General features: G+C 68.1%; 14 protein-coding genes and 1 pseudogene. 6 read left to right on the top strand and 9 right to left on the bottom strand.

Annotated features, from left to right (window positions below):
• Positions 1 to 5 precede the first annotated feature (5 nt).
• The 5 genes from ACN27F_RS10585 to ACN27F_RS10565 all read right to left on the bottom strand — a co-directional run bounded on the left by ACN27F_RS10585 (position 6) and on the right by ACN27F_RS10565 (position 4,545).
• The gene (locus tag ACN27F_RS10585) at positions 6 to 575 is read right to left on the bottom strand and encodes a hypothetical protein (RefSeq protein WP_421433033.1); all 570 of its coding nucleotides are present in this window, start codon (positions 573 to 575) and stop codon (positions 6 to 8) included.
• A 45-nt stretch (positions 576 to 620) separates the two neighbouring features.
• The gene (locus ACN27F_RS10580) at positions 621 to 2,117 is read right to left on the bottom strand and encodes an SCO6880 family protein (RefSeq protein ID WP_421433030.1); all 1,497 of its coding nucleotides are present in this window, start codon (positions 2,115 to 2,117) and stop codon (positions 621 to 623) included.
• Positions 2,118 to 2,122: 5 nt separating this feature from the next.
• The gene (locus ACN27F_RS10575) at positions 2,123 to 3,469 is read right to left on the bottom strand and encodes a hypothetical protein (protein ID WP_421433027.1); all 1,347 of its coding nucleotides are present in this window, start codon (positions 3,467 to 3,469) and stop codon (positions 2,123 to 2,125) included.
• Positions 3,470 to 3,472: 3 nt separating this feature from the next.
• Positions 3,473 to 4,033 carry a hypothetical protein gene (locus ACN27F_RS10570; RefSeq protein ID WP_421433024.1) on the bottom strand — a complete coding sequence of 187 codons (561 nt, stop codon included), beginning with the start codon at positions 4,031 to 4,033 and terminating at the stop codon, positions 3,473 to 3,475.
• 215 nt (positions 4,034 to 4,248) lie between these two features.
• Positions 4,249 to 4,545 carry a hypothetical protein gene (locus ACN27F_RS10565; RefSeq protein WP_421433021.1) on the bottom strand — a complete coding sequence of 99 codons (297 nt, stop codon included), beginning with the start codon at positions 4,543 to 4,545 and terminating at the stop codon, positions 4,249 to 4,251.
• 411 nt (positions 4,546 to 4,956) lie between these two features.
• On the opposite strand from ACN27F_RS10565, the gene ACN27F_RS10560 reads away from it, so the two are divergent.
• From ACN27F_RS10560 to ACN27F_RS10545, 4 genes are all read left to right on the top strand, one after another.
• A complete protein-coding gene (locus tag ACN27F_RS10560) occupies positions 4,957 to 5,511 on the top strand; it encodes a hypothetical protein (RefSeq protein ID WP_421440093.1) in 555 nt (184 codons plus the stop codon).
• A gap of 5 nt (positions 5,512 to 5,516) precedes the next feature.
• Complete coding sequence (locus ACN27F_RS10555) at positions 5,517 to 6,638, top strand: peptidoglycan DD-metalloendopeptidase family protein (RefSeq protein ID WP_421433019.1); 1,122 nt, start codon at positions 5,517 to 5,519, stop codon at positions 6,636 to 6,638.
• Between the two features lie 978 nt (positions 6,639 to 7,616).
• Positions 7,617 to 7,895, top strand: a complete 279-nt coding sequence (locus tag ACN27F_RS10550; RefSeq protein WP_421433016.1) for a hypothetical protein — start codon at positions 7,617 to 7,619, stop codon at positions 7,893 to 7,895.
• Positions 7,896 to 7,939: 44 nt separating this feature from the next.
• The gene (locus ACN27F_RS10545; RefSeq protein ID WP_421433013.1) at positions 7,940 to 16,156 is read left to right on the top strand and encodes a hypothetical protein; all 8,217 of its coding nucleotides are present in this window, start codon (positions 7,940 to 7,942) and stop codon (positions 16,154 to 16,156) included.
• A gap of 19 nt (positions 16,157 to 16,175) precedes the next feature.
• On the opposite strand, the gene ACN27F_RS10540 is transcribed toward ACN27F_RS10545, so the two are convergent.
• A complete protein-coding gene (locus ACN27F_RS10540) occupies positions 16,176 to 16,697 on the bottom strand; it encodes a prepilin peptidase (protein WP_421433010.1) in 522 nt (173 codons plus the stop codon).
• A gap of 314 nt (positions 16,698 to 17,011) precedes the next feature.
• On the bottom strand, positions 17,012 to 17,293 hold the full coding sequence (locus ACN27F_RS10535) for a transposase (protein ID WP_421433008.1): 282 nt from the start codon (positions 17,291 to 17,293) through the stop codon (positions 17,012 to 17,014).
• Here ACN27F_RS10535 and ACN27F_RS10530 point away from each other — a divergent pair.
• Positions 17,256 to 17,666, top strand: a pseudogene (locus ACN27F_RS10530) (transposase); the annotation flags it as partial. The gene ACN27F_RS10535 and the pseudogene ACN27F_RS10530 overlap by 38 nt on opposite strands.
• Before the next feature lie 265 nt (positions 17,667 to 17,931).
• On the opposite strand, the gene ACN27F_RS10525 reads toward ACN27F_RS10530, so the two are convergent.
• Both ACN27F_RS10525 and ACN27F_RS10520 read right to left on the bottom strand, forming a co-directional pair.
• Positions 17,932 to 18,939 (bottom strand): tyrosine-type recombinase/integrase, encoded by a 1,008-nt coding sequence (locus tag ACN27F_RS10525; protein WP_421433000.1) that lies wholly within the window; start codon positions 18,937 to 18,939, stop codon positions 17,932 to 17,934.
• Positions 18,929 to 21,139, bottom strand: a complete 2,211-nt coding sequence (locus tag ACN27F_RS10520) for a tyrosine-type recombinase/integrase (RefSeq protein WP_421432997.1) — start codon at positions 21,137 to 21,139, stop codon at positions 18,929 to 18,931. The genes ACN27F_RS10525 and ACN27F_RS10520 overlap by 11 nt, the downstream gene beginning before the upstream one ends.
• Before the next feature lie 165 nt (positions 21,140 to 21,304).
• Between ACN27F_RS10520 and ACN27F_RS10515 the strand changes: the two genes are divergently transcribed.
• Entirely contained in the window at positions 21,305 to 22,921 is a 1,617-nt protein-coding gene (locus tag ACN27F_RS10515; RefSeq protein ID WP_421433005.1) for a group II intron reverse transcriptase/maturase, read from the top strand.
• Position 22,922 lies beyond the last annotated feature (1 nt).

Below are 22,922 nucleotides of genomic sequence, written 5' to 3'. Positions count from 1 at the left end.
ACCCCCTATCGACGAGTTGGGTGCCCGATGTCCGGGCGTCGTGGTGTGGCTCCTGTTCGCCGGGTTGGTCCCTGATCGGGAAGCGGCAGGCTGGGAGCCTCACTGCCCGGGGAAGTAGCAGGACCGGACCCACCGGGCGGACCGGATGCCTTCGCCAGCGCGACCGGATGGGTCTCCGCGTCGCTAGGACCTGCGGTTTCTCCGGCAGGTAACGTGGCTGGTCCGTCAGCCAGCGAAGTAACCTGTGGCCGGGTCGGTTTGTTTGCACTTGCCGGCTGTGTCGCTGGTCGGATTTCGGCCTTGCGGTCAGGCGCAGCTTCGATGCCACCCTGCGGCGTGGGGCTGCTCGACGGTTCCTCCCACAGCGGCACGCCGCAAGCGCGGAGGAACCTCGTCTCGTCGAAGTGCCGGTTGAAGTTGGGAAACCACCAGGCCATGCCTCTCACGAATTCGTGGATGAGCTCCCGGGCCTGGGCCGGAGTGATCGATTCGGGCAGAGCGGCCGGGTTGGTCAGCATGTTGGCTGTCACGTTGCCGATGACGTCGGCGAGTTCGTCGTAGTCCTTGCGGTGCACCTTGTGCCTCGTTTCTGATTCGTCAGAAGGCAGATGGAGGAAGCGTTAGCGGGGCCACTGCTGGGCCAGCACCGGCGGGCAGATTCCGGCCGGCAGGGTGACCGCGAATCCGGCGGCCTGGGAACGCCATAGGCGGCGCAGCCTTACCTTGCAGGTCTCCGCGCGGCTCTCCACGTCGGCGACGGCGCGGCCCAGTTCGGCTGGATCGAACACGGTGGCGGTGACCCACAGGCTGATCAGGCCAACACCGGCTCCGAGTGCCTCTTCTCGCGCGGCTTGGGCGGCCTGCTCGTGGTCGGCGATGTCCCGCGCGGTGGGGTCGAGCTTGCGGGCTCGCCGGTAGGAGCTGCGGAACTGGGCGGCGTTGACTTGGCGTTCGACCTCGCCTGCGGCCTGCGCCGCAGTCAACGGCCGGTACATCAGCGTGACCCGTTTCGGGTGGTCGCCGGGGGCGAGCAGCCGCGCGAGCACGTGATGGGTGACCGGCTGGCGCGGTGCCTCGTGCCACGCCCAGGTCACGCTGGTGGCATCGTCGTGTTCGTACCGGTCGGTGTGCTCCTGCGCGGCGACCGGGCCGGCGTTGCTCCAGTCCAGCAGTTCGGCTGCCGTGCCAGGATCAGCGCTGAGTAGCCGGGTCACGTCGCCGCGGCTGTTCGGGTCGAAGCAGTGCCGGACGATCCCCGCGATCTGCGCGGCTGTAGCTCGTCCCAGCACGGTCAGCCCGCACCCGGCCAGCGCGTCCTGCAAGCCCGGCAGGGCGCGGTCGACCTCCGTGAGGCACTGCGGCACCGTCTTGGGACGGGCCGGTGAGGCGGCCGGGTCGAACGTGATCGACACGGTCGTCTGAACATCCGCCGCAGCCTGCGGAGCGGTGGCGACGAGCTGCTGAAGCACCCGTACCGCCGCTGCTGGTCCGTCCGGAGCCAGCCGTCCGGTGATGTAGTCGGCCAGTCGGGTACCGGAGTCCGGCGCGGTGTCCACGGTGACCGCGACCCACCGCACGATCGGGACATGGCCGAGACCGGCCAGCCAGCCGCCCCAGTTCGACACCCACGCGGTGGCCGCTGCGGAGTCGGCCAACCAGGTGGACTGCGCGGCGCAGCGCAAGGTGACCGTCATGGTCCCGAGCCTGCGATGCCACACCACGCCGTAGTTGCCGCCGTGGCCGTCTTGCGCGGACAACAACACGGTCGGGGCGAGCACGCCCGGCAACTGCCAGGCGTGCTCCTGCGCCGACATCACACCGCCGCGGTAGCTTGTCCGACCACGGGCGGTACCGGTGACCCAGCGGAGGCGCTGCACAAGCGCCTGCGCCAGCGACACCCCGTCCCACTGGGCGACGTTGCCGATGATGATGATCAGGCAGACCGGCCCGACCACAGCGATGGCGGCGAGGCTCACCGACATCGTGATCAGTGCGACGGTCATCGCCGCGAGCACCACCATCGTCTGGCCGAAGCCGAGTCCGAACAGGCCCATGTTCCTGGCCCGGCGCCATCCGCCGTAGGTGCGCGTTTCGTCGGCGGGAAAATCAGCGGACATCTCGCTCACCTGTCTTCCGTCGAACGGCTGGCCGTGTTCGCCGCCGACTTGGCTGCTGCCCCAGCGACCTGGGCGCCGACGACGACACCGGCGACGATGGGCGCGGCGGGACCTGCGGCGGCGGATGCTCCGACCCCGGCGGCTCCGGCGGCACCCGTGCCCGCACCGGCTGCGGCGCTGCTGCCGGCGGCCGTCGCCGTGGTGGCGCTACCAGCTGTGGTAGTCGCGGTGGTTGTCGTCGTGGTGCCCGCCGACGGGGTGGCGCCGCCGGTGGGCGCCGGACCGGTGAACGTCGGCGGTGTCGGTCGAGGAGTCCCCGAGCCACTGTCGCCCTGGGCACCCGAGGACGGCGGGCTGCGGCGATCCATGTCTCGGGCGTAGTCCGTGGCCGTCATGCCAGACGAGCCACGGCGCGAGGCGACCGCGTGTAGACCCGCAGCCCCCGCAGTGGCCAGCATGCCCGCCGAGTTGCCGGACTGCTGGACGGCACCCACGGTCCAATTGAAAAACTTCATCATTGCCGGCAGTGCGACGATAGTCAGTCCGAGCATGCCGGCCCCGGTGAACCAGGTCGAGATGTCGCGGTTCTCGGGATCGCCGATGAGCATGAACGCGACCGCGTACGAGGTAGCGGCGAACGGCTCGTAGAAGGTCAGCGCGAGCAGCCAGCCGAGCACTCGGCGTAGCCAGTTGCTTGTGGCGCCGGTGAAGGTACCGCTGGCGGCGAGCTGGAGCATCCCGGCGAGGATGATGATGCCGCCGCTGCGGAACAGCAGCAACATCGCCTGCATGATGCTGGCGACGAGGACGAACAGGCCCACGACGACCACCAGGATGCTGCTGATGCCAGGGCCAGCCGGCATCAGCAGCAGCTGCATACGCGCGGCGAGCGCGTCGGTCTTGCAGCCAGGGTCCTGGCCGATGCCCGGGGCACAGTCCATACCCCAGGTGAGGACCCACTCGGTGTAGGACTCGCACGCCCTCAGCAGCATCTGAGTGCCGGCGAGGCTTAGAGCGCCGAACAACGCGGTAGTGAACAGCCCTTTCACGACCGCGATCAGCGGTTCACCCTTCCTGTTGATCATCATCAGGAGGGACTGCCACATGATGCCGGCGACCGCGACCAGCAGGGCGATCGGCAGCATCCACTGCTGAAGGGTTCCCGCCGCCGGGGCATTCTCGACATCAACCGGCGGCAGGTACAGCCACCAGGTCACCGTTGACGTGATCAGGGTGGACTGCGCATCGCCAATCAGACCGGCGAGGTGACCGATCATGCTGTCCGCTACCGCACCGGCGACTTCGGTGGCACCCTCCGTGAACTGGCACTTGAGATCCCATGCGTCGCACATGGCCTACCTGCCCGGCAGCGGCGTGTAGCCGCGGACGAAGGCGGGCCCGACCAGTGCGCGCACCGTGGACCAGTCGCCACGTGGTGGGGCGACCAGGTGCCAGTCCTCACCTGACCAGGAGACCTGTACGACGGTGGCCGCGCGGGCGATGCCGCCTTCGCCGTCCGGTGCCTCAATGAGCAGGCGAAGGCTCGCCGCCTGCGGGCTGTAGGAGTCGATCCGTACGCCGGCGATCGAGGCGTAGATGGGAGCCAGCGGATCGCCGTAGGGAGTCTGCAACTGCTCACGGGCGACGGCGTAGCCCCGGGTGACTGCGTCGACATATGCGGCGACGTCCGGCCCGACGACCTGCTCACGCAGCGTCGGCTCCCAGATCCGCGGGCCCACCTGCGGGCTGGTACGCACCAGCAGGTGAAGCGCCGCGAAAACGGCACCTGACGGTGTTTGGGCGAAGCGCTGCGACCGCCCCTCCGCCAGATCATTCGGACCTGCTGCTGCGGAGACGGGCAGATGGAGCCCGGCCACAGTGATCCAGGTCAGGTCGGTCGGCCAGGCAATGTCCACAGCCGGTTGCTGGGGTGCCACGGATGTCTGGTCACCGATCGGCCGCGGATCCACTGAGGCGAGTTGTTGCTCGGGCGGGGTCTGAGAGTGCCGGGGCGCGTCGCTGCTCCGGGCAACCGCGACTGAGGCCAGCACGAGCAGGACCAGCCCGGCAGCGGCGATAGACAGAGGGCGGATGCGACGACGGGGCGCCGCATGCCGGAAACGTGGACGGCTCATGTCAGCGCCACCCCGGCGATGCCGGCCGCCAGGCTGGTCAGCGCCAGACCGGCGAGCACCCAGGGCACCCCGGCCGCGCCATCGACGGCGGTCTGCGACCGGTTGCGCCGGCCGACGATCATCATTCCGGCGCAGATCATGAACCCGAGAACGCCGGCAACCAGCAGAATCCACTTGCCCCAGCCGAGAAAGGTGGTAGCCACATCGGTCATGCCGGGCGGTGCCGACGGAGCCGGATTTGGGGCTTCCAGTGCGGGAACCGACTGGGCGGCGACAACGAGCTTGAGCAACATGCTGAACTCCTCCGACATGCGAGTGCGGCCTCGTTGGGGGCCGCTGCCGGAGACGTTTGTGGGGGTGCGGGGCCGCTACGGGTGCCGCCAGGGTCAGCGGTAGCGCTACGGGCGTTAGGGCTAGCCCAGGCTGCCGGCCGTCCCGGACCCGCTGGCGATGTGGAGGACGCCCGTTCCGCCGCCTCCCCGCCGGGTTTCGGCGAGCGGAGCGCCGTGGATGAGCTGCGGTCTCGCGGCGGCCGCGTAACACGGCGCGCGTGATAGCGGCAGCGATCGGCAGCCAGGTCGTGTCCGAGCAGGCAGCGCTCGTCTTTCGACTCGCGCGATCGCACCGCCGTGCGAGGAGCGGTACGTCAGGCTACGGGGCTACGGCAGCGCCGCCGGTAACCGTTGGTCGCGAGCGTGACCAGCATGATCCTCACCGGTCGACTCATCGTTCTGGCGCTTGCTCTCACCACCGGGTTGCTAGGAGCCTGCACCAGCACCAGCACCAGCACCTGCACCAGTCCACAGGCCCGGCCAGAAGTGACCGTGACTCCGGGCCCTCTCGCTGTCGACCCATCAGTCGACTACCTCGATCCGCCAGCGGTGTGCGAGGCGTTCGCCGCCGCCGTGCACCTCATCGACACCAACGTCGATCGAGACCCGGCCGACGCATACCAGCGGACTGCGGCATACCTTGACGCGACGCTGGCCGCCGCGGTCTCGAGTCGAGCTCTGCCACGCCGCAGCCCGTGGTGGCAGGAATGGACGCTCCACCGCGCCTACAGCGAGGTCCAGGTCAGCGCGTACGCCGGAGACGCACTCCCGCCGAACACTGCTGAACAGCGGCATCACGCCGTGCTGACCACGGTCCAGCCGGTGGGGCGCGACGGCTGGCGCGGCCCGCTGCAACGCCACACCGTCGTATGCACCCTTCGGCTGACCACGGTTGGCTGGCGGATCAGCGACTACGAGGTCTGGTGACCGCGATGACCAACACGAACGGGCAGGCCAATGCAACGTCGACCTGGGCGGTCGTGCTGCTGCTTGCCAGCGTGCTCGTAGTGGGGGCTGGCCTGGTCGCCTTCGTCAGTTCAGGTGCGGCCACCCTGCTGGCGGCGAGCCCAACATTGATCGCCGCCCCCGCTGGCGGAGGCCAACTCAACGTCGACGCCATCCCCGCGCACGCTCGCCACCTCGTCCCGTGGGTGGTGCGCGCCGGCTCGATCTGCCCACAGATCACCCCACCGATGATCGCGGCGCAGATCGATCTGGAAAGCAGCTGGAACGCCGGTGCCGTCGCCCACAATCCACCCGAACGCGGCGGAGACGCCATCGGCATAGCCCAGTTTCAGCTTGCTACCTGGGCTACCTGGGGCGACGACTACGACAACGACGGCCGCAACGCGCCGGACGACCCCGAGGACGCAATCTATGCGATGGGCCGCCTGATGTGTGACCTCGTCGGCTGGGCCACCCGCAACATCGGGGCGGCCCTGCTGTCCGGTGACCCGCTCGACATCGCCTGGGCCGCCTACTTCTGCGGCCGAACGTGCGTTCTCGACGCTGGCGGCGTCCCCGCTGCGGGCAAGGCGCACGACTACCCCCAGCAGATCCGCTCCCGCATCGACAAGTACACCCTCACGACAGGCGGCTCCGGCGCCTGGCACCCGCCTCTACCTGTCGACAGCTACCAGTTGGTCAGCAGGTTCCGGCCGCCATCGCGGCCCAGCCACGACGGCGTCGACCTCGCCGCGCACACCGGAACCCCGATCTACGCCGCAGCAGCCGGCGTCGTCATCTACGCCGGATGCGACAGCGACTACTGCGACCGACCCGGAAACCCGAACCTGTCCGGCTGCGGACTACTGGTCAACATCAACCACGGCGCCGGCATCGCCACCCGTTACTGCCACGCCGTACGCCTCGCCGTCTCGGCAGGCACCCAGGTCCAGGCCGGTCAACTCATCGGCTGGGTCGGCAGCACAGGCCGTTCTTCAGGGCCTCACCTGCATTTCGAGGTGCATCGAAACGCGCCACCGCTGAACGCCGACAACGCAATCGACCCGCTGCTGTTCATGGACGCCGTCGGGGTGAACATCCGGCGGTAGCCACAGCCACCAGATCCCCAGATCGCTCGCTCCCTCCAACACCTGATCAAGACCTGACGTCACCCGGAGGCAAGGAATGCTGGTGAACACCTACGACCCCCAGTCCTCGCGTCGGATCGCATCCTCGATCACGGCGGGAGCAGCGGGCCGATCCGGTTCCGTTCAGCGAACCACCGACACCCATGTCGTCGACGTTGGCGGCGGCTGGCATGTGGGAACCTGGCGTGAAAACCTGCGGCGGCTCACTGGCCGGGGCCGCGTCACCGTGCTCGCGATGCGGACCCATCCCACCGAGCGTCAACTTTCCGACCACGACTGGTCAGAGATCACCAGAGGGCTCGTTGAGTGCATCGGGTTGACGTCCCGGCCCTGGGTGGCAGTCCGGACCAACCCGACCACCCTCACCGTCCTGACAGACGCCGCCAACGGACCGCTGCCCATCGACGCGGCCCGCAACTTCGTCCGTACGGCAGCCGTCACCGCGCGGACCACCGCGGCCCAGACCCAACTGGTGCCGGTCCAGAGCGACGCTGCGGCCTCCCGTCCGGGTAGCGCGCCGACGCCCATGGCGACGCCTCCACCTCGCGGCGTTGCCCAGGCGAGCTTCGCCACGCCAGCGACCACCATGTCGGGCCCTGTCACCAGATCGCCAGCCGTCCAACCGGGCGCGGTGGATCTGCCCCGGGCGGCCAGCAGCCCTCACTCCAGGTAGACGACGGACCGCAGCATGCCCGTACCGACGCCGCTTCTCAGCGTTACACCACGGTCAGCGGCCCCAGCACTTCCTAGTCGGCGGCACCGACGCACCACAACGACGGCCCAGGTAGACGGCTCAGATAGGGAGTCCGCAGGCAGCGGGGGATGTGATTCCATTGGCTAGAAGGCGCAAGGAGATAGCCGGTCAACTGTCGTTCGACGACTACCTCTGGGCGCGGGCGCCGGAACCAGCCGGTTCCGACGAATTGGAGGTGGAGACGAGTGAACCAGTACGCAGCGCAAGCACGCATGCACTGGCAGAACCACCTGCCGAACCGATACCGGCAGATCGCGAAGCCGGACGAGTTCTTCACGGACATGGGGGAGCAGATCGCCCAGCAGATCCAGGAACTGAGCATGGCGCTGGCCGGTCCGGACCCGGAGCGGGAGACATACCTGGACAAGCTCGGTCGGCTGAACAACGCCCGGTTGAGCGCCGAGGGTCAGGTGCTGCGCGAGATGCTGCCCGACCCGGAGACCGACCTCAGCCCGACCCGCTAGTACCCGCCGCACCGCCGCCGGGGGCGGTAGCGCCGCCCTCGGCGGTGACGGCTTCATCCGACTCCACCGCACCAGCCGTCACCCCACCCGCCCAGCGACCGACGAACACCCCGACCGCGACCACCGACCTGCTTGGCGATCTGGCGAACCTGCCACCCAACCCGCCGGCACCCCCAACGGAGCCGGCGGGCGATCCCGTTCCTCCGGCCCGAGCCTCCGAAGCCGAGCCGTACGACGCCGGGGCAGAACCGAGCGGGCCGAGGTTCCGGCCCACAGAGCAGGCCGATCTCGCCCCCTCCGGGCAGGCCGCCCGAATCAGGGCCAACATCACCGCGCTGCGCCTGCTGCGCCAGCTGCAAGCCGACCAGCGGCCCGCCACTGAGGACGAGCAACAGGTACTCGCCCGCTGGTCCGGATGGGGTGCCGTCCCCGCCATCTTCGACCCGGCACGCGACGAGCACACCACCTACGTCTGGGCGCGGGAACAACTCGCCGAACTGCTCGACGAAACCGAGTGGCGTGCCGCACGACGCACCACCCTCAACGCCCACTACACCGACGCCTCCGTCGTCAAAGCCGTGTGGGACGCCGTGCGGCAACTCGGCTTCACTGACGGCGACGTACTTGAACCTGGCAGCGGCTCGGGCAACTTCATCGGGTTCGCCCCCGAAAACGCGCGGATGGTCGGTGTCGAACTGGACCCGATCACCGCAGCAATCTCTGCAGCCCTCTACCCGGACGCCCAGATCCTCAACGAGAGCTTCGCCGACACCCGCATCCCCGCCGGTGCCTTCGACCTCGTCCTCGGGAACGTCCCCTTCGGCAAGATCTCGCTCACGGACCGACGGCACAACCCGGCCGGCCACAGCATCCACGACCACTTCATGATCAAAGGGCTGCATCTGCTGCGGCCAGGCGGGCTCATGGCGGTGCTCACCTCGCACTTCAGCATGGACCGCGCGAACCCAGCGGCCCGCCGGGAGATCGCCTCACTTGCCGACCTCGTCGGTGCCGTACGGCTGCCCTCGGGGGCGATGGCGAGAGCTGCTGGCACCGACGCCGTCATCGACGTACTGATCCTGCGCCGCCGTGAGGAAAGCCGCCCCGCCACCTCCACCCGTGACTGGGAAACGACCCGGCGAATCACGCTGGGCGAGGATGAGGTGCGCGTCAACGCCTACTTCCTGGACCGCCCGGGGCGGGTGCTCGGCCGGCTCGGCACCGGCGGCCTTCACCGCGGGGACGAGCTGGCCATTGTCGGTGACCGCGACTGCGCACCGGCCCTCCGCGCCGCCTTGCAGGACATCGTCGCGGAAGCGCAAGCCCAGACGCTGACCTACAGCCCTGCCCGGCAGGCCATACAGCCGCAGCCGGTCGCCTTCGTCGTCGCCGCAGCGCAGCAACCCGATGGATACCTGGCGCTGCGCACGGACGGCACGTTCACCCGCGTCATCAACGGCCAAGCCGAGCCGTATGTGCCGCCGAAGACGCAAACTGACGAACTGCGAGAGCTGCTGCGACTACGCAACCTCGCCATGCGGCTGCTGGAGGCCGAGGCAGCCACGCCCGACGACACCGAAGAGATCGATCACCTGCGATCACAGCTCGGCCGCCGCTACGACAGCTACGTCGCACGGTTCGGGCCGATCAACCGCTACAACACGTACGAGACGGGCAAAGTCGACGACGAGACCGGCGAACCGATCCTGCGACGGGCCGCCCCAGCCCAGGGCGGATTCCGCGCCGACCCGTTCGCCAACCTCGTCTACGCCCTGGAACGCTTCGACGACGCATCGCAGATCGCCAACAAGTCCGACATCTTCACCACCCGGGCCATCGCCCCGCGCGCACCAAAGCTCGGCGCGGAGACACCCGAGGACGCGATCGCGGTCTGCCAGGACGTGTACGGCCAGATCACCCTTAATCGGGTGGCGTGGCTGCTCGGCGTGGACGAGGACGACGCGCGTCAGCAACTGGGCACCCTCGTCTTCGACGAACCAGGCACCGAACGGCTCGTTCCGGCGGCGGAATACCTGTCCGGCAACGTGCGACTGAAGCTCGACCAGGCCCGTGCCGCAGCCGAGGAAGACGAGCAGTACGCGTCCAACGTCGAGGCCCTCACCGCCGTCAAACCCGCTGACCTCACCCCGGAGGAGATCCGCGTCCGCCTAGGCGCGAGTTGGGTCAGCGGCGACACGGTCGCGCAGTTCCTCCAAGAGCTCCTGGATGACCCCACCTTGGCCGTCGAACACGGTGACGGCGGCACGGACTGGACGGTCACCTCGAAGCGCCGCGCCTCGACCCTCGCGACGAGCACGTGGGGCACCGAACGGAGATCCGCCGTCGACATCGCCGAGGACCTGTTGAAGCAGCGGCCTGTGCGCGTCTACGACATCGACCCGGTAACCGAGAAGCGCCGGCTCAACGCCGACGCCACACTCGCGGCGCAAACCAAAGCGACCGAAATCAACGAACGGTTCAGCGAGTGGCTGTGGTCGGATCCGCAGCGCGCCAACGCTCACCTGGCCGTCTACAACGAGCGATTCAACTCGATTGTCCTGCGCTCGTACGACGGAGTGAAGCTGACCCTGCCGGGCCTGGCCCTCACCTTCAAACCCCACCCGCACCAGCACAGCGCGGTAGCGCGGATCGTCAATGAACCGGCGGTTGGACTGTGGCACGAGGTCGGGGCCGGCAAGACAGCGGAGATGGTCATGGGGGCGATGGAACTGCGTCGCCTCGGCCTGGTCCGCAAGCCGATGATCATCGTCCCGAACCACATGCTGGAGCAGTTCAGCAGGGAATTCCTCCAGCTGTACCCCCAGGCGCGGCTGCTCTCAGCCAGCAGCGCGGACCTGACCGCGGACCGTCGCAGGTTGTTCCAGGCGAGGGTGACGACCGGCGCGTGGGACGCCATCATAATGACCCACCGCGCCTTCGAGCAGGTGGCCATGTCGCCCGAGTATCAGCGCAAGTATCTGAAGTCGAAGATCGAAAAGCTGGAACAGCGGCTGGAAGCGGCGAAGAGCGCCGATCAGAAGCGGCTTGTCAAGCAGCTCGAAGGTGCCATCAGCCGTGCTGAGGAGCGGATCAAGAAGAAGCTCGACACCAAGAAGGACCCTGGTCTGACGTTCGAGATGATGGGCGTCGACTACCTGTTCGTCGACGAGGGCCACCTGTTCAAGAACCTGGAACGGCCGAGCCGCATCCCTGGAATGGGAATCCCAGGATCCAACAGGTCCACCGATCTGGACATGAAGCTGCGGTGGCTGCGCGAGACCAACGACCGGGTGGGCACCCTCGCGACCGCGACACCTGTCGCGAACTCGCTCGGCGAGGTCCACACCATGCTTCAATACCTCGCCCCGAACCTCATGAGCTCCCTCCGCATCGACGAGTTCGACGCCTGGGCGGCGACGTTCGGCGAAACGGTCGAAGGAATCGAGGTCGTCCCCGAGGGCGGCGGTCTACGGGTCAACAGCAGGTTCGCCAAGTTCTACAACGTCCCCGAGCTGCTGCGGCTGCTCCACCAGGTCGCGGACGTCAAGACAGCCGAAGACCTGGCCCTGCCCGTACCGGCGCTCAAACAACGCGAGGATGGCCAGCGGCTGCCCCGGACCGTGGTCGTACCCGCCAGCGACGGGCTGAGCGAGTACCTCACCGCCCTGGTCGACCGGGCCGACAAGGTCCGCCGCGGCGACGTCGACCCCACCGACGACAACCTGCTGAAGATCACGCACAACGGCCGTTCAGCCGCGATGGACCTGCGGTTGGTGCCGCCCACGGCGGACGAGATCGCAGACGTGCTGCGTCGGTTGGAGGTACTCGAAGGCGAGCCAGCTATCGCGGCAGTGGCTGCCGACCTCGCTGGCAGGTGGGCTCGGCAGAGGCCAAACCCCCTGGATCCCGCCAATACTGTGTGGCCTGGCGAGGTGCTGCAGGACGAGGGCGACACGTTGTGGTCGGGGCAGTTCGACCACGCCACCGAACAGGCCCTGCTCCGCCTCGTCGACACCCATGACTGGAGCGTCGGCCCGCTGACGAGCGACCAGATCCTCGACACCTTGGCCACCTACGACGGGCTCGGTGATGCCGATGTCCGGCAGCGGGTGGCAGAGCACCTGATCGACCATTGGGCGACCGAGCCGCCTTACGCACAAGTCGGAAGAAGCGTTCGCTGGCCCGACCGCGTCGAGGACGCCACCGGGCGTGTGGTTTGGAGCGGTGACCTGCCACAGACCCTCAAGCAGGCCCTCGCCGCCGTGTACCAGGGGGCAAACGCTGACCGCACCCTGACTGCGGACCGGCTCGCCGAGCTGATGGACACCTACGACCGCCTCGCGGACTCGGGTATCCGTCAGCGACTCGCCTCAGAACTCGCCGGTCTGTGGAGCGCCCAACCCCCGTCAGGACCCGACGTCGGCCCCGGTGGGGAACGGGCGGCGGCGATGGCATGGCCAGCACCGATTGTCGCTGAGCCTGAACTACTGTGGTCGGGGCACTTCGACGAGGAGGTCCAGTCAGCGCTGCTCGGCATCCGCGGCATAGCCCCAGGCTCGTCAAGCAAGCTGACCGCCGCCGCGGACTCGATCGCCGGCATCTACGCCGAACACCGCGACGACATCTTCAGTGACAGCGACGGCAATGCCCACCCGCGTCCCGGCGGGCTCCAGATCGTCTTCAGCGACCTCGGCGTGCCGGCTGCCGGCTGGAACGCTTATGACGAACTGCGGGATCAACTCGTCGCTCGTGGCGTGCCCCGGGCTCACATCCGATTCATGCATGAGGCCGGCAACGACGCCGAGAAGGCCGCACTGTTCGCCGCCGCCCGCGACGGACGCATCAGCGTCCTGGTCGGCAGCACCGAGAAAATGGGCGTCGGCACCAACGTGCAGCAACGCGCGGTCGCGTTGCATCACCTGGATTGCCCCTGGCGGCCCGCCGATCTCCAACAACGAGAAGGCAGGATCCTCCGCCAAGGCAACCAGAACAACGAGGTCGAGATCATCCGGTACGTCACCGAAGGCTCGTTCGACGGCTTCATGTGGCAGACGGTGGCAAGGAAGGCCGAGTTCATCGCCCAACTCATGCGCGGCCGGCTCGACGTCCGCGAGATCGAGGACGTCGGCGACGCCGCGTTGTCGTACAACGAGGTGAAAGCGTTGGCGACCGGCAACCCTCTGCTGCTCGACCACGCCGCGCTGCAGGCTGAAGTGACCAAGTTGGAGCGGATGGAACGCTCGCATCACCGGGAACGCGACCGGATGGCGTGGGTCCGGCGGGAACGCGAGCAGGACATCACCATTCAGCGGGCCGAGATCGAGGAGGCCATCGCAGCCCAAGCGCGCCGCATCGACACGACCGGGGAGAAGTTCCGCATCACCGTGCTCGGCCAAGTAACCGCAGAACGCAAGCAGGGCAACATCCTCCTGCGTGACGCGCTCAAGACCCTCGCCCTTCCACCGCCACGCGGGGAGCAGGAGGTCGCCACCATCGGTGGATTCCAGGTCGTGGCGGAACATCGGTGGATCGAGGCGCAGAACCGGCGACTGCTGTACGTCAACATGCCCGACCTGCCCAGAGCCGAATTCGCACTCTCCCACACCGAACTGGACAACGCAGACATCGTCAACAGGTTGGAAAAGCGGCTGCGCGGGCTCGACGCCATCGTCGGGCAACTGCAACGTGACCTCGCAGGCAAAGAACAAGACCTCGACAGGATCACGAGCGGCCTCGACGCGCCCTTCAAACACACCGAGGCCCTACGTGCCGCCCGCCAGCGACTGGACGAGGTGAACGCGAAGATCGCCGAGGCGAGTCGGTCCGAGCCGCCACCTGCCCCCGCCGCCGTTGGGACCACGGTGCCGCCGAGACGCGTCGACCCAGCCATCATCCGTGGTGGCCGTCCCGGAAACCCCAACGGCAACGACACCATGCAGGTCCTCACCCTCACGACAGCCGCCGTACAACTCTATGGATGGGTGTCCCGCCGCGACGCCGACGCCAGCGACGGCACACTCGTCCCGACCGCCGCCATCGTCGACACCGCCATCAACGGCGATGGGTACGACGCCGCCGGGCTGCGCGAGGAACTGGACGCAGCCGTCACCGACGAAACCCGCGACCAAGCCGCAGCGGCCCGCGCGTACGCGATTGCGCTACACGACCGCGACGTGAGCGACTACGCCTACCAACTGCGGCTCGCCGCCGCCGAAGACACCATCGGCCCTCGCCACTTCGCTACCTTGGTCTCCGCGGTTTCCAGTTACCAGCGTCACCTGCAAGACGACGCCATCCGCCGCACCACGGCAACGTCGACATGGCAAGGCAAGAAGGCCGACCAGGTCAGCTTCACCGCCCGAGTCCTCGCCGCCCGCAGCTACAACCGCCAACGGCGTGGCGGCGGCCAGTCCGCCGCCACCACGCTCTACCTCGCCGACGCGTCCGGAAACCTATGGACGTGGCGGGCGCCCAACCTCAACGCCTTCCGTACCGGCACGTACGTCCACGTCGTTGGCAAGATCAAGGGCCACGACACCACCGACGGGCACCGGCAGACGGAACTCGGCCGATGCGTCCTCACCCCGATCGACCAGCCAGTGGACTGGCCGAGAACCGCCGACCTGAGCGGACAGCAACGCCTTCCGCTCGCCACCGATCAACCGACCGGCGCAATCGCCGCCTCGCCTGAGCCGGTACCGCAGACCGCGCCCACACCGCCAACCACCATCGTCACCGTGACAGCACCGGTAAACCTCGACGCCTGGACAACCGGCCCCGGCGCACGAGCGAGCGCAGACGACATCACCTGGCTCTCCACCGTGCTAACCGGGCTGGCCAACGATCAGCAGACGCAGGTGTGGGCACTCGCCAACTCCCCGGACAACTTCACCCACCCATTCGCCGACAAACTCGCCGACACCCTTGCGGAGGCGTTCGAGCAACGCACTGACCTCCTCCGATGGGCCTACTTCGGCGACCAGCAGGACAGAGTCGCGTTGCAGACCGCCGCCGCCGAGGCAGTCCACGCCGCCGTCCGATACGCCGTCGACAGCCAGACGGCCGCAGCACCGCCCGAGGCTGAACCGGAAGTGACCCATCCGGCCAGAGCGCCCGGCGACGAGCCGAACGCAGCCCCTGGCCACGACACCGACCCCGAAGACGGTGAGGTCACGCCGAATACCGTCCACAGGCGACAAAACGCTGACGACTTGGACCATCGGGAGCAGCAGGTCCGCCGCCGCGAGATCGTGCTGAAGATCGAGGAACACGCCGCCGGTTACCACCGGAGCACCGGAGCAGCCCACCGCTACATCGCTGAGATGGTCAACGCCACTCCGGCGGAGCAGGAGTGGATCAAGAGCTTTATCGGTGATCACCCCGAGGTGCTGGATCTTCCATACCGTACCCCCGACCAGTGGGACAAGGCCCGGCAGCGGCGCGGAGAAGAGGCATTCGAGCGAGCGGAGGCGGCCCACGCCGCCGGTGACCTGTCCGGAGCTCTGAACTGGCTCGACGAGGCGCGGGCATGTGGCGTGTTGTCCTTCGCCGAGTGGCGCGACGGCTGCGACTACATACAAGCGTCCCCAGCGGATCAGACTGCGTCCCACACGCGATCGGGTGCCCACGAGCGGAGCGAGCAGCAGACACCGGAAAGCGACGACGGACTGGCTGGCAGACAATCGCGCGTGCGGGAGCGCCAACTGCTGCTCGCGTTGGAACAGTACGGACCTGGCTACCAAGCCCTCACCGGCGACGGCGTCCGATACGCGGCCGAAGCAGCACGGGCGACGCCGCGGGAACGAGAGTGGATGACTGCCTATGCCCGGAACCATCCGGAAGTGCTGGAGGGAGAGCGTCTCGGCGACGGCCGCATCCACGCCATCAACAGGAAAGCAGCGGCGAGGGCATTCGCAGAAGCCACCGAGGCGATGAAACGAGGCGACGCGACCACAGCGCTGAAGCGACTCGACGATGCCGAGGTGCACTGTCCAGACGGCCATCCCGACCGAGGCCAGCGGTGGGATCACTTTCGTGGCATCGTTCGGGCCAAGGCTGGCATCGCCGCAGGCGTATCCGAAGGTCCGGCCCGCAGCCAGTCCCCGACACCTTCCAATGAGGTTGCGGCGACTCCCGTGCGGCCCGCCAACGTCGCCCGAACAGGCCACATCACACCGACGGTGGCCCGACCGGATTCGCTCCCGATGGACACGGTCGCAGTGCCGGCTAGGCGCAGCCCGTCGCGGTCGCTGAGACGGTGATGACGCCGGGCGTGAGATCCTACAGCGAGGCGAGGACGACCGTGACCGTCGCCGCGAGCACCATGAACGGCCCGTGGGGGATCGCGTCCTTGCGTCCCGCCCTCCTCAGTGCGATCAGTGCGGCGGCTACGACCCCGGTGAGCGCCAGCGCGAGGAACGTCATGAGCACAACCGAGGGCCAGCCGAACCAGCCCGCTCCAGCACCAAGGCCCAGCGCCAACTTGGCGTCGCCCAGGCCAATTCCACCTCCGGTCAGCAGCGAGAACAAGAGGTAGAAGAGCCCGGCGCCCACACCTGCGGCGAGCGCTTCCCCCAGGCGGCGCGCGTCGCCAAGGATCAGCGATTCCACGGTCAGGGACGCGGCCACACCGCTGGCGAGAAGCGCGGTCAGCCGGTCCGGCAGGCGATGGACCGCGACGTCGACGACCGCGAGGGCGATGCCGAACACCGCCATCCAGCAAAACGCAAGCAGCGGCAGCGGCTCATCGACGACGACGGTGAGGACGCCGAGCGCACTCGCTGCCGCCAGCTCCACCGACATCCTCGGAGGTCCGAGCTGCAGCCCACACGAGCGGCATCGACCCGACCGCAACTCGGCCACACCCTGCAGCACGGGAACGGTGCCCGCGACAGGGCGGGAACATCGAGGGCACACGGCCAGTGGAGGTCCCCTTCGGGCACCGAACTGCGGAAGACCTGCACTCGCAGGATCAGCCCGACCGCCAGCCCTAGGCCGTGTCTCGCGGATCATGACGTGCGGTCCGGGACCGCACGGAGCCAATCGAGGGTTTCAGCAAGGTCCAGCGTGGCCTGGTAAGACTCGGAAAGCTTGTCGTACCTGGTCGCCAGGCCACGCTACTGCTTCCGCCGACCGAAACCCCGCTCGACCTGGTTCCGCCGCCTGTACCGGTCAGGATCGAAGACCGGTGGACGCCCACCGGAAGATCCCTTCCTCACCCGGTTGGCCTTCTGATCCGTCCGCTCGGGGATCACCGCCTCAATCTTGCGGGCGCGCAACGCGGCCCGGTTCGCCTTCGAGGAGTACGCCTTGTCCGCCGACAGCGAGTCCGGACACTTACGAGGCTGGCCGACACCGCCCGTTCTCCGGGTCCGGGTGCGACGCCTGGTATGCCCCACCCACGGCTGCCGACAGACCTTCCGCGAGCAGACCCCCGGAATCCTGGAGCGCTACCAACGACGCACACACCGGCTGTCCCAGCAGGTCAAGGCCATCGTCACCGAACTGGCGGGCCGAGCCGGGGCACGGCTACTCGCGGCCCTCACCATCGGCCTGTCCCGCCACACGGCCCTGCGGACCCTGCTGAGCATCCCGCTACCCACCGCACGCACGCCCCGGGTGATCGGCGTCGACGACTTCGCCCTACGCCGGCGGCACCGCTACGCCACCGTCATCATCGACGCCGAGACACACGACCGCATCGACGTACTGCCCGACCGCACCGCCGACACCCTGGAAGCCTGGCTGCGCGAGCACCCCGGGATCGAGGTTTCGACCATCAGCTCATGCTCGACACGATGGCCGAGCGCATCCACGACAACCGGTTCCTGCGGCTGATGCGGATCATGCTCCAAGCCGGATACCTGGAGGACTGGGTCTGGAACGCGACGCTGAGCGGGGTCCCGCAAGGTGGCTTATGCGCAGCTGCGCATAACGCGCCCTATGAGCAGTGCTGGGTTATGCGCAGGGTCTGTCCGTTGGGCCTGGTGGGGACGGTTCCGGGGGTTGTGCGCTGCGCATAAGCGGGTGTGTCGGGTCAGAGGGTGGTGAGCCAGTCGAGTAGTCCGGGGTCTTGGTTCCATTCGGGTAGGTCGTCGGTGGCGATGACGTCGGTGTAGGCGGCTTCGAGGGCTTTTCGTTTGGCCTCGGTTGAGGCTCGGGTGTAGATCTCGGTGGTGGACAGGTCGACGTGTCCGAGGATGTCGCGGATGTAGGGCAGCGGGACGCCTGCCTCGTAGAGGTGCATGGCTTTGCTGTGGCGCAGGGTGTGCGGGCTGACGTTGGCGGCAGCGAGCCGCGGGGTGTTTGTGCCGGCCAGGTATTTGCGGATGATCCAGGCGATGCCGCCGCGGCTGAGTTTGGTCCGGTGTTGGTTGAAGAACATCGGGTGGTCGTCGTGGCCGGGCTTGTCCAGGCGATGTTCGGCCAGGTAGTCGGCCAGGATCGCGGTCGTGTTGACCATGAGGGGGACGTGGCGTGTCTTGTCGCCTTTGCCGGTCAGGGCCGCCATGGCGGGGTGTTCGAGGCGGAGGTCGCGGACGGTGAGGTCGGCGAGTTCCTGGACGCGGGCGGCGGTGTCGTAGAGGGTGGCGAGCAAGGTCGCGTCGCGGCGTCCGCGACGGGTGGACCGGTCGGGTTGGGCGAGCAGGAGGCGGGTCTGCTCGACGGTCAGGTGGTTGACGCAGGGGCGGGGCTGTTTCTTGGCGGGGATGGCGAGGATGTCCTGGTAGCGGGCCATCCGGGTGGGGTCCTCGGTTTGCATCCAGGTGCAGAACGAGTTGATCGCGGCCAGCCGCTGGTTGCGGGTCGACACGCTGTTGCGGCGGCCGGCTTCGAGCCAGTTGAGGAACCCGGTGATCGCGGCGGCGTCGATGTGGTCGAGGGTGAGTTTCTGTGGTGGGACGGCTTGGTCGTCGCGGAGATAGACGATCAGGAGCTTGAACGTGTCGCGGTAGGACGCGATGGTGTTGGGTGAGTAGCCGCGTAGTCCGGCCAGGTGCGTGGTGAGGAAACGGCGCAGGAAGACCGCGAAGTCAGTCGCCATGGCGCGGCCGGGCGGCGGTGGGCGGGACGATCTCGCCGATGGTGTGCTGGACGTGGGCGGTGATGTGGGGATAGGACTCGGCGGTCAGCCGCAGGTAGTAGGCGGTGTCGGCGATCGAGGAATGGCCCAGGTAGGTCTGCAGGACCGGCAGCAACGCGCCGACGTCCTCGCCGTGGGCGAACCACGAACGCAGGTTGTTGACCACGAACGTATGGCGCAGATCGTGCACGCGGGGGCCGCGGCCTCGACCACCGTGGGAGATGCGGGCCTGCCAGAGGAATCGGCGGAAGTTCTTGTCGATGTTCCCGAGCGTCAGCGGTTTTCCGGCCGTGCCGGGGAAGAACCAGATGCTGCCCGAGCGGCCGATGAGCTGAGCGTGGTAGTCGGTGAGCATGACGCGCAACGACGCGCTGACGGGCACCTGCCGGTCTTTGCCGCCCTTCGCGTCGCGGATCTGCAGCACGCCGGCGTCGAGGTCGACGTCGCCGACCTGGAGCAGGCGGGCTTCGCAAGCCCGTAGCCCGCAGGCGTAGATCGTGCGGAACAGGACCGGCATGACCAGGTGCCGTAACGGAACCTGGGGGCAGTAGCGGCAGCGATCGGTCTGGGCGAACAGGGCCGCCAGTTCCTTGTCGGTGTAGATGTGCGGGACGTAGCGGGCGGGTCTGGGCAGCGCGCCTTTGGGCAAGACGTAGGCCGGCGTGCCCCGGCGGCCCAGCCAACGGGCCAGTTCCCGGACCGGCGCGGCCAGCGTCTGCAGGGTCGCCGGGGTGACTTTCCGCCGCCGCGCGGCCGCAAGCCACGCCTCGACCGAGGCCTGATCGGGCGCGTTCAGCCCAGGGAACTCGCTGCGGCAGAACGTCTCGAACCGGGCCAGCACCCGCGCCTCGGCGGCGTACTTGTAGCCGACGGCGCGTTTCTGCTCGACCAGCGCGATGATCGCATCGGCCATCGTGATGCCGGCGCTCATCGCGACGCCTCCGACCCGGGCGCGTCGGGGTCCAGCGCGCAGCGGGCCAGCAGACCCAGCGACGACTTCAAATACACGCCGGTCGATCGCACCGACTGGTGGCCGAGGACGTCGGCGATCTGCTCGATCGGTGTGCCGTCCTCCATCAACCGGGTGGCCAGGGTGTGTCGCAGCGAGTGCATGCCGTGGCGGCGTTTCTCGCTGATCGGGTACGTGCGCCACCCGGGCGTGTTTGACCAGGATCTGATGCAGATGATCCTGGTCGGAGAACGGGCCGATCGGAGCGAGGTGTCGCAGGAACACCTGCGGGCAGTCGCAGACCGGCCGGCCATGGCGGATGTAGTCGATCACCGCCCAGCCGACCTCTTTCAACAACGGCAACTGCACCCGGTCGCCGGTCTTGGCCTGCGCCACACTGAGCCGGTTTCCGGGCCAGTCGAAGTCGGCGAACTCCAACCGTTTGACGTCAACGCCCCGCAGTCCGAGCCTGGCGACCAGCAAAATGATCGCGTAGTCCCGCTTCCCGCACGGGTTACCCCGATCGACAGCCTCCAGGATCCGGGCAACCTCTGCGGGATCCCACACCGACGGGATCCTGGCCTGCCGGCTGGAGCGCACCGCTGGGACCGCGTCCAGCACGGCGGCGTCGACCAGCCCGTCGGCGCAGGCGAACCGCAGGAACGACCGCACCGCGCACATCTTCTGCTCGATGGTCTTGGCCTGGTATCCGGCCAGTGTTGCCACGAACGCCCCGAGCACCCCGGCGTCACACCGGGCCAGCCCTCCCCGGGTGGCCATGAACGCCACGAACTCCGCGGCCACCGTCGTGTAGACCCGCACGGTCGACACCGCGAGGTCAGCGGCCCGCAACCAGTCCTGGAACCGGACGACCGCGTCGGCGTCCTCCCCGGCCAGCTTGTTCACCGACCGCGAGTAGCGGCGCAGCACCGCCCCGTGGGCCGCGTACTCGCCCAGCATCTGCGCGACTCTGAACAAGTAGACATCAGTGGGTTTGAGCGTGCCCGCCCGTTCCTTGTCGAAGAACCCGTCGCACGCCTCGTCGACCCACGACATCGCCATGTCCAGGGAAAAATCCTCGACGCCACGAGCAACGAAGAACCTCGACATACGACGCCAGCAGCCCCGATACCAGACCAACGTCGATTCCTTGTAGCCCAGACGCCTCAGCTCGGCGTCCAGATCCGACACCAGCGCAGACAACATCACCATCGCAACCGACCTCCGATCACGTGGGCCCGGCACCACGCCGTGCCCTGATCGGAATCGTCGCCACGTTATGCGCAGCGCTGGATACTCCCTGTCCGTCTCTCCAGGCCCAACGGACAGACCCTGCGCATAACCCAGCACTGCTCATAGGGCGGAGTCGTCTCGCCCGTGCTCTCCAATATCTACCTGCACCGGTTGGACGAGTTCGTGGAAACCGTTCTGATTCCGGAGTACACCCGAGGGCGGATCCGCAAGCAGGACACCGCCTATGCCAGGGTGCGCGCCGCGCGAGACCGGGCACACCGGCGTGGTGACCGCGCCACGGCGCGTAAGCTGCGTCAACAACTGCGCGGGATGCCCAGCGGAGATCCCCGCGATCCGGGCTTCCGCCGGTTGCATTGCGCCCGGTACGCCGACGACACCCTGCTCGGGTTCGCCGGACCCAAGGCCGAAGCCGAACAGATCAAGGCCCGCCTCGCGGCGTTCCTGCGTGACGATCTCAAGCTGGAACTGTCGCAGGAGAAGACCCTGATCACGCACGCCCGCACTCAGGCGGCGAGATTCCTCGGCTACGAAATCACCGTGCACCACAACGACCGCAAGGTCACCCGGGGCCGTCGCAGCGCCAACGGTGTCGTCGGCCTGCGTGTCCCACCGGCGGTGATCAAGGCCAAGAGTGCCCCCTACCTGGCGCGCGGCAAACCCGAGCGCCGGGCCCGGCTGATCAACGACGACGACCACACCATCGTCAACACGTACGCAGCCGAATACCGGGGCATCGTCCAGTACTACCTGCTGGCCGGTAACGTCGCTCGGCTCTACCGGCTGCACTGGGTCATGGAGACCTCGCTGCTGAAGACCCTGGCCAACAAGCACCGCTCGTCGGTGTCGAAGATGGCCCGCAAGTACAAGACCACCATCGACTCCGGCGGCAGCGGGACGCGGTCCTCGGCGACCGTCTCCCGGTCCCGGGCATCAGCCGCCACAAGGAGCTGGTCACCCGGCTGCTGGCGAACCGATGTGAGATCTGCCGCGACACCGACGGCATCTCGGTGCACCACGTCCGCCGCCTGGCGGACCTGCACCGGCCGGGACAGCCACAACCCGCGTGGGCTCAGCAGATGGCACGACGGCGGCGCAAGACCCTCGTGGTCTGCCCCTCATGCCACGATGCGATCCACGCGGGGCAACCGACCCCGCAACTCACGTAGTAGTCACCGGAGAGCGACGTGCGGTGAAAGTCGCATGCGTCGTTCGGACTGGGGGCCGCCGGAAAAGGACCCGCAACCCCTGCGGGCACCTCGCCAGCGGCCCACCAGTGCCTTGCTCCACAACCTGTCTGACGCGGTGAGAAGGGCGGTCGGCCATCACCGCCGCTGCCTGATGCCGTCGACCGAACAACGGCCAGCGGCAGAACCGACGCCGGTGAGCCGGCCGATGGACGCGGCGATCCCTGAGGTCATCCGGTTGCCGCAAGGGCTACGGGTGCAGCGCACCCGGACCCGGCACGCCGACGTCCACGCCCTGCGTGACCAGGGCGTCGGCGCCTACACGATCGCCCGGCGGCTCGGTTTGGACCCGAAGACCGTGCGCCGTTACGCCGATGCCGCCACCCCCGAGGACCTCCTTGGCCCGAACGGCACCGTCCGGGACAACATCCTCGACACCTTCAAGCCCTACCTGCGACAACGCATCACTGAGGGAGTGACCGGCACCAACCAGCTGCTGACCGAGATCCGCGGTCGCGGCAACCAACGGCGGAGCGGACGCTCCGCCGTTGGTTGAT

It is taken from the genome of Solwaraspora sp. WMMB335 (assembly GCF_049179075.1).
Lineage (GTDB): Bacteria > Actinomycetota > Actinomycetes > Mycobacteriales > Micromonosporaceae > Micromonospora_E.
The sequence above is the reverse complement of the archived record's forward strand: the minus strand, read 5'-3'. Positions and strand labels throughout refer to the sequence as shown.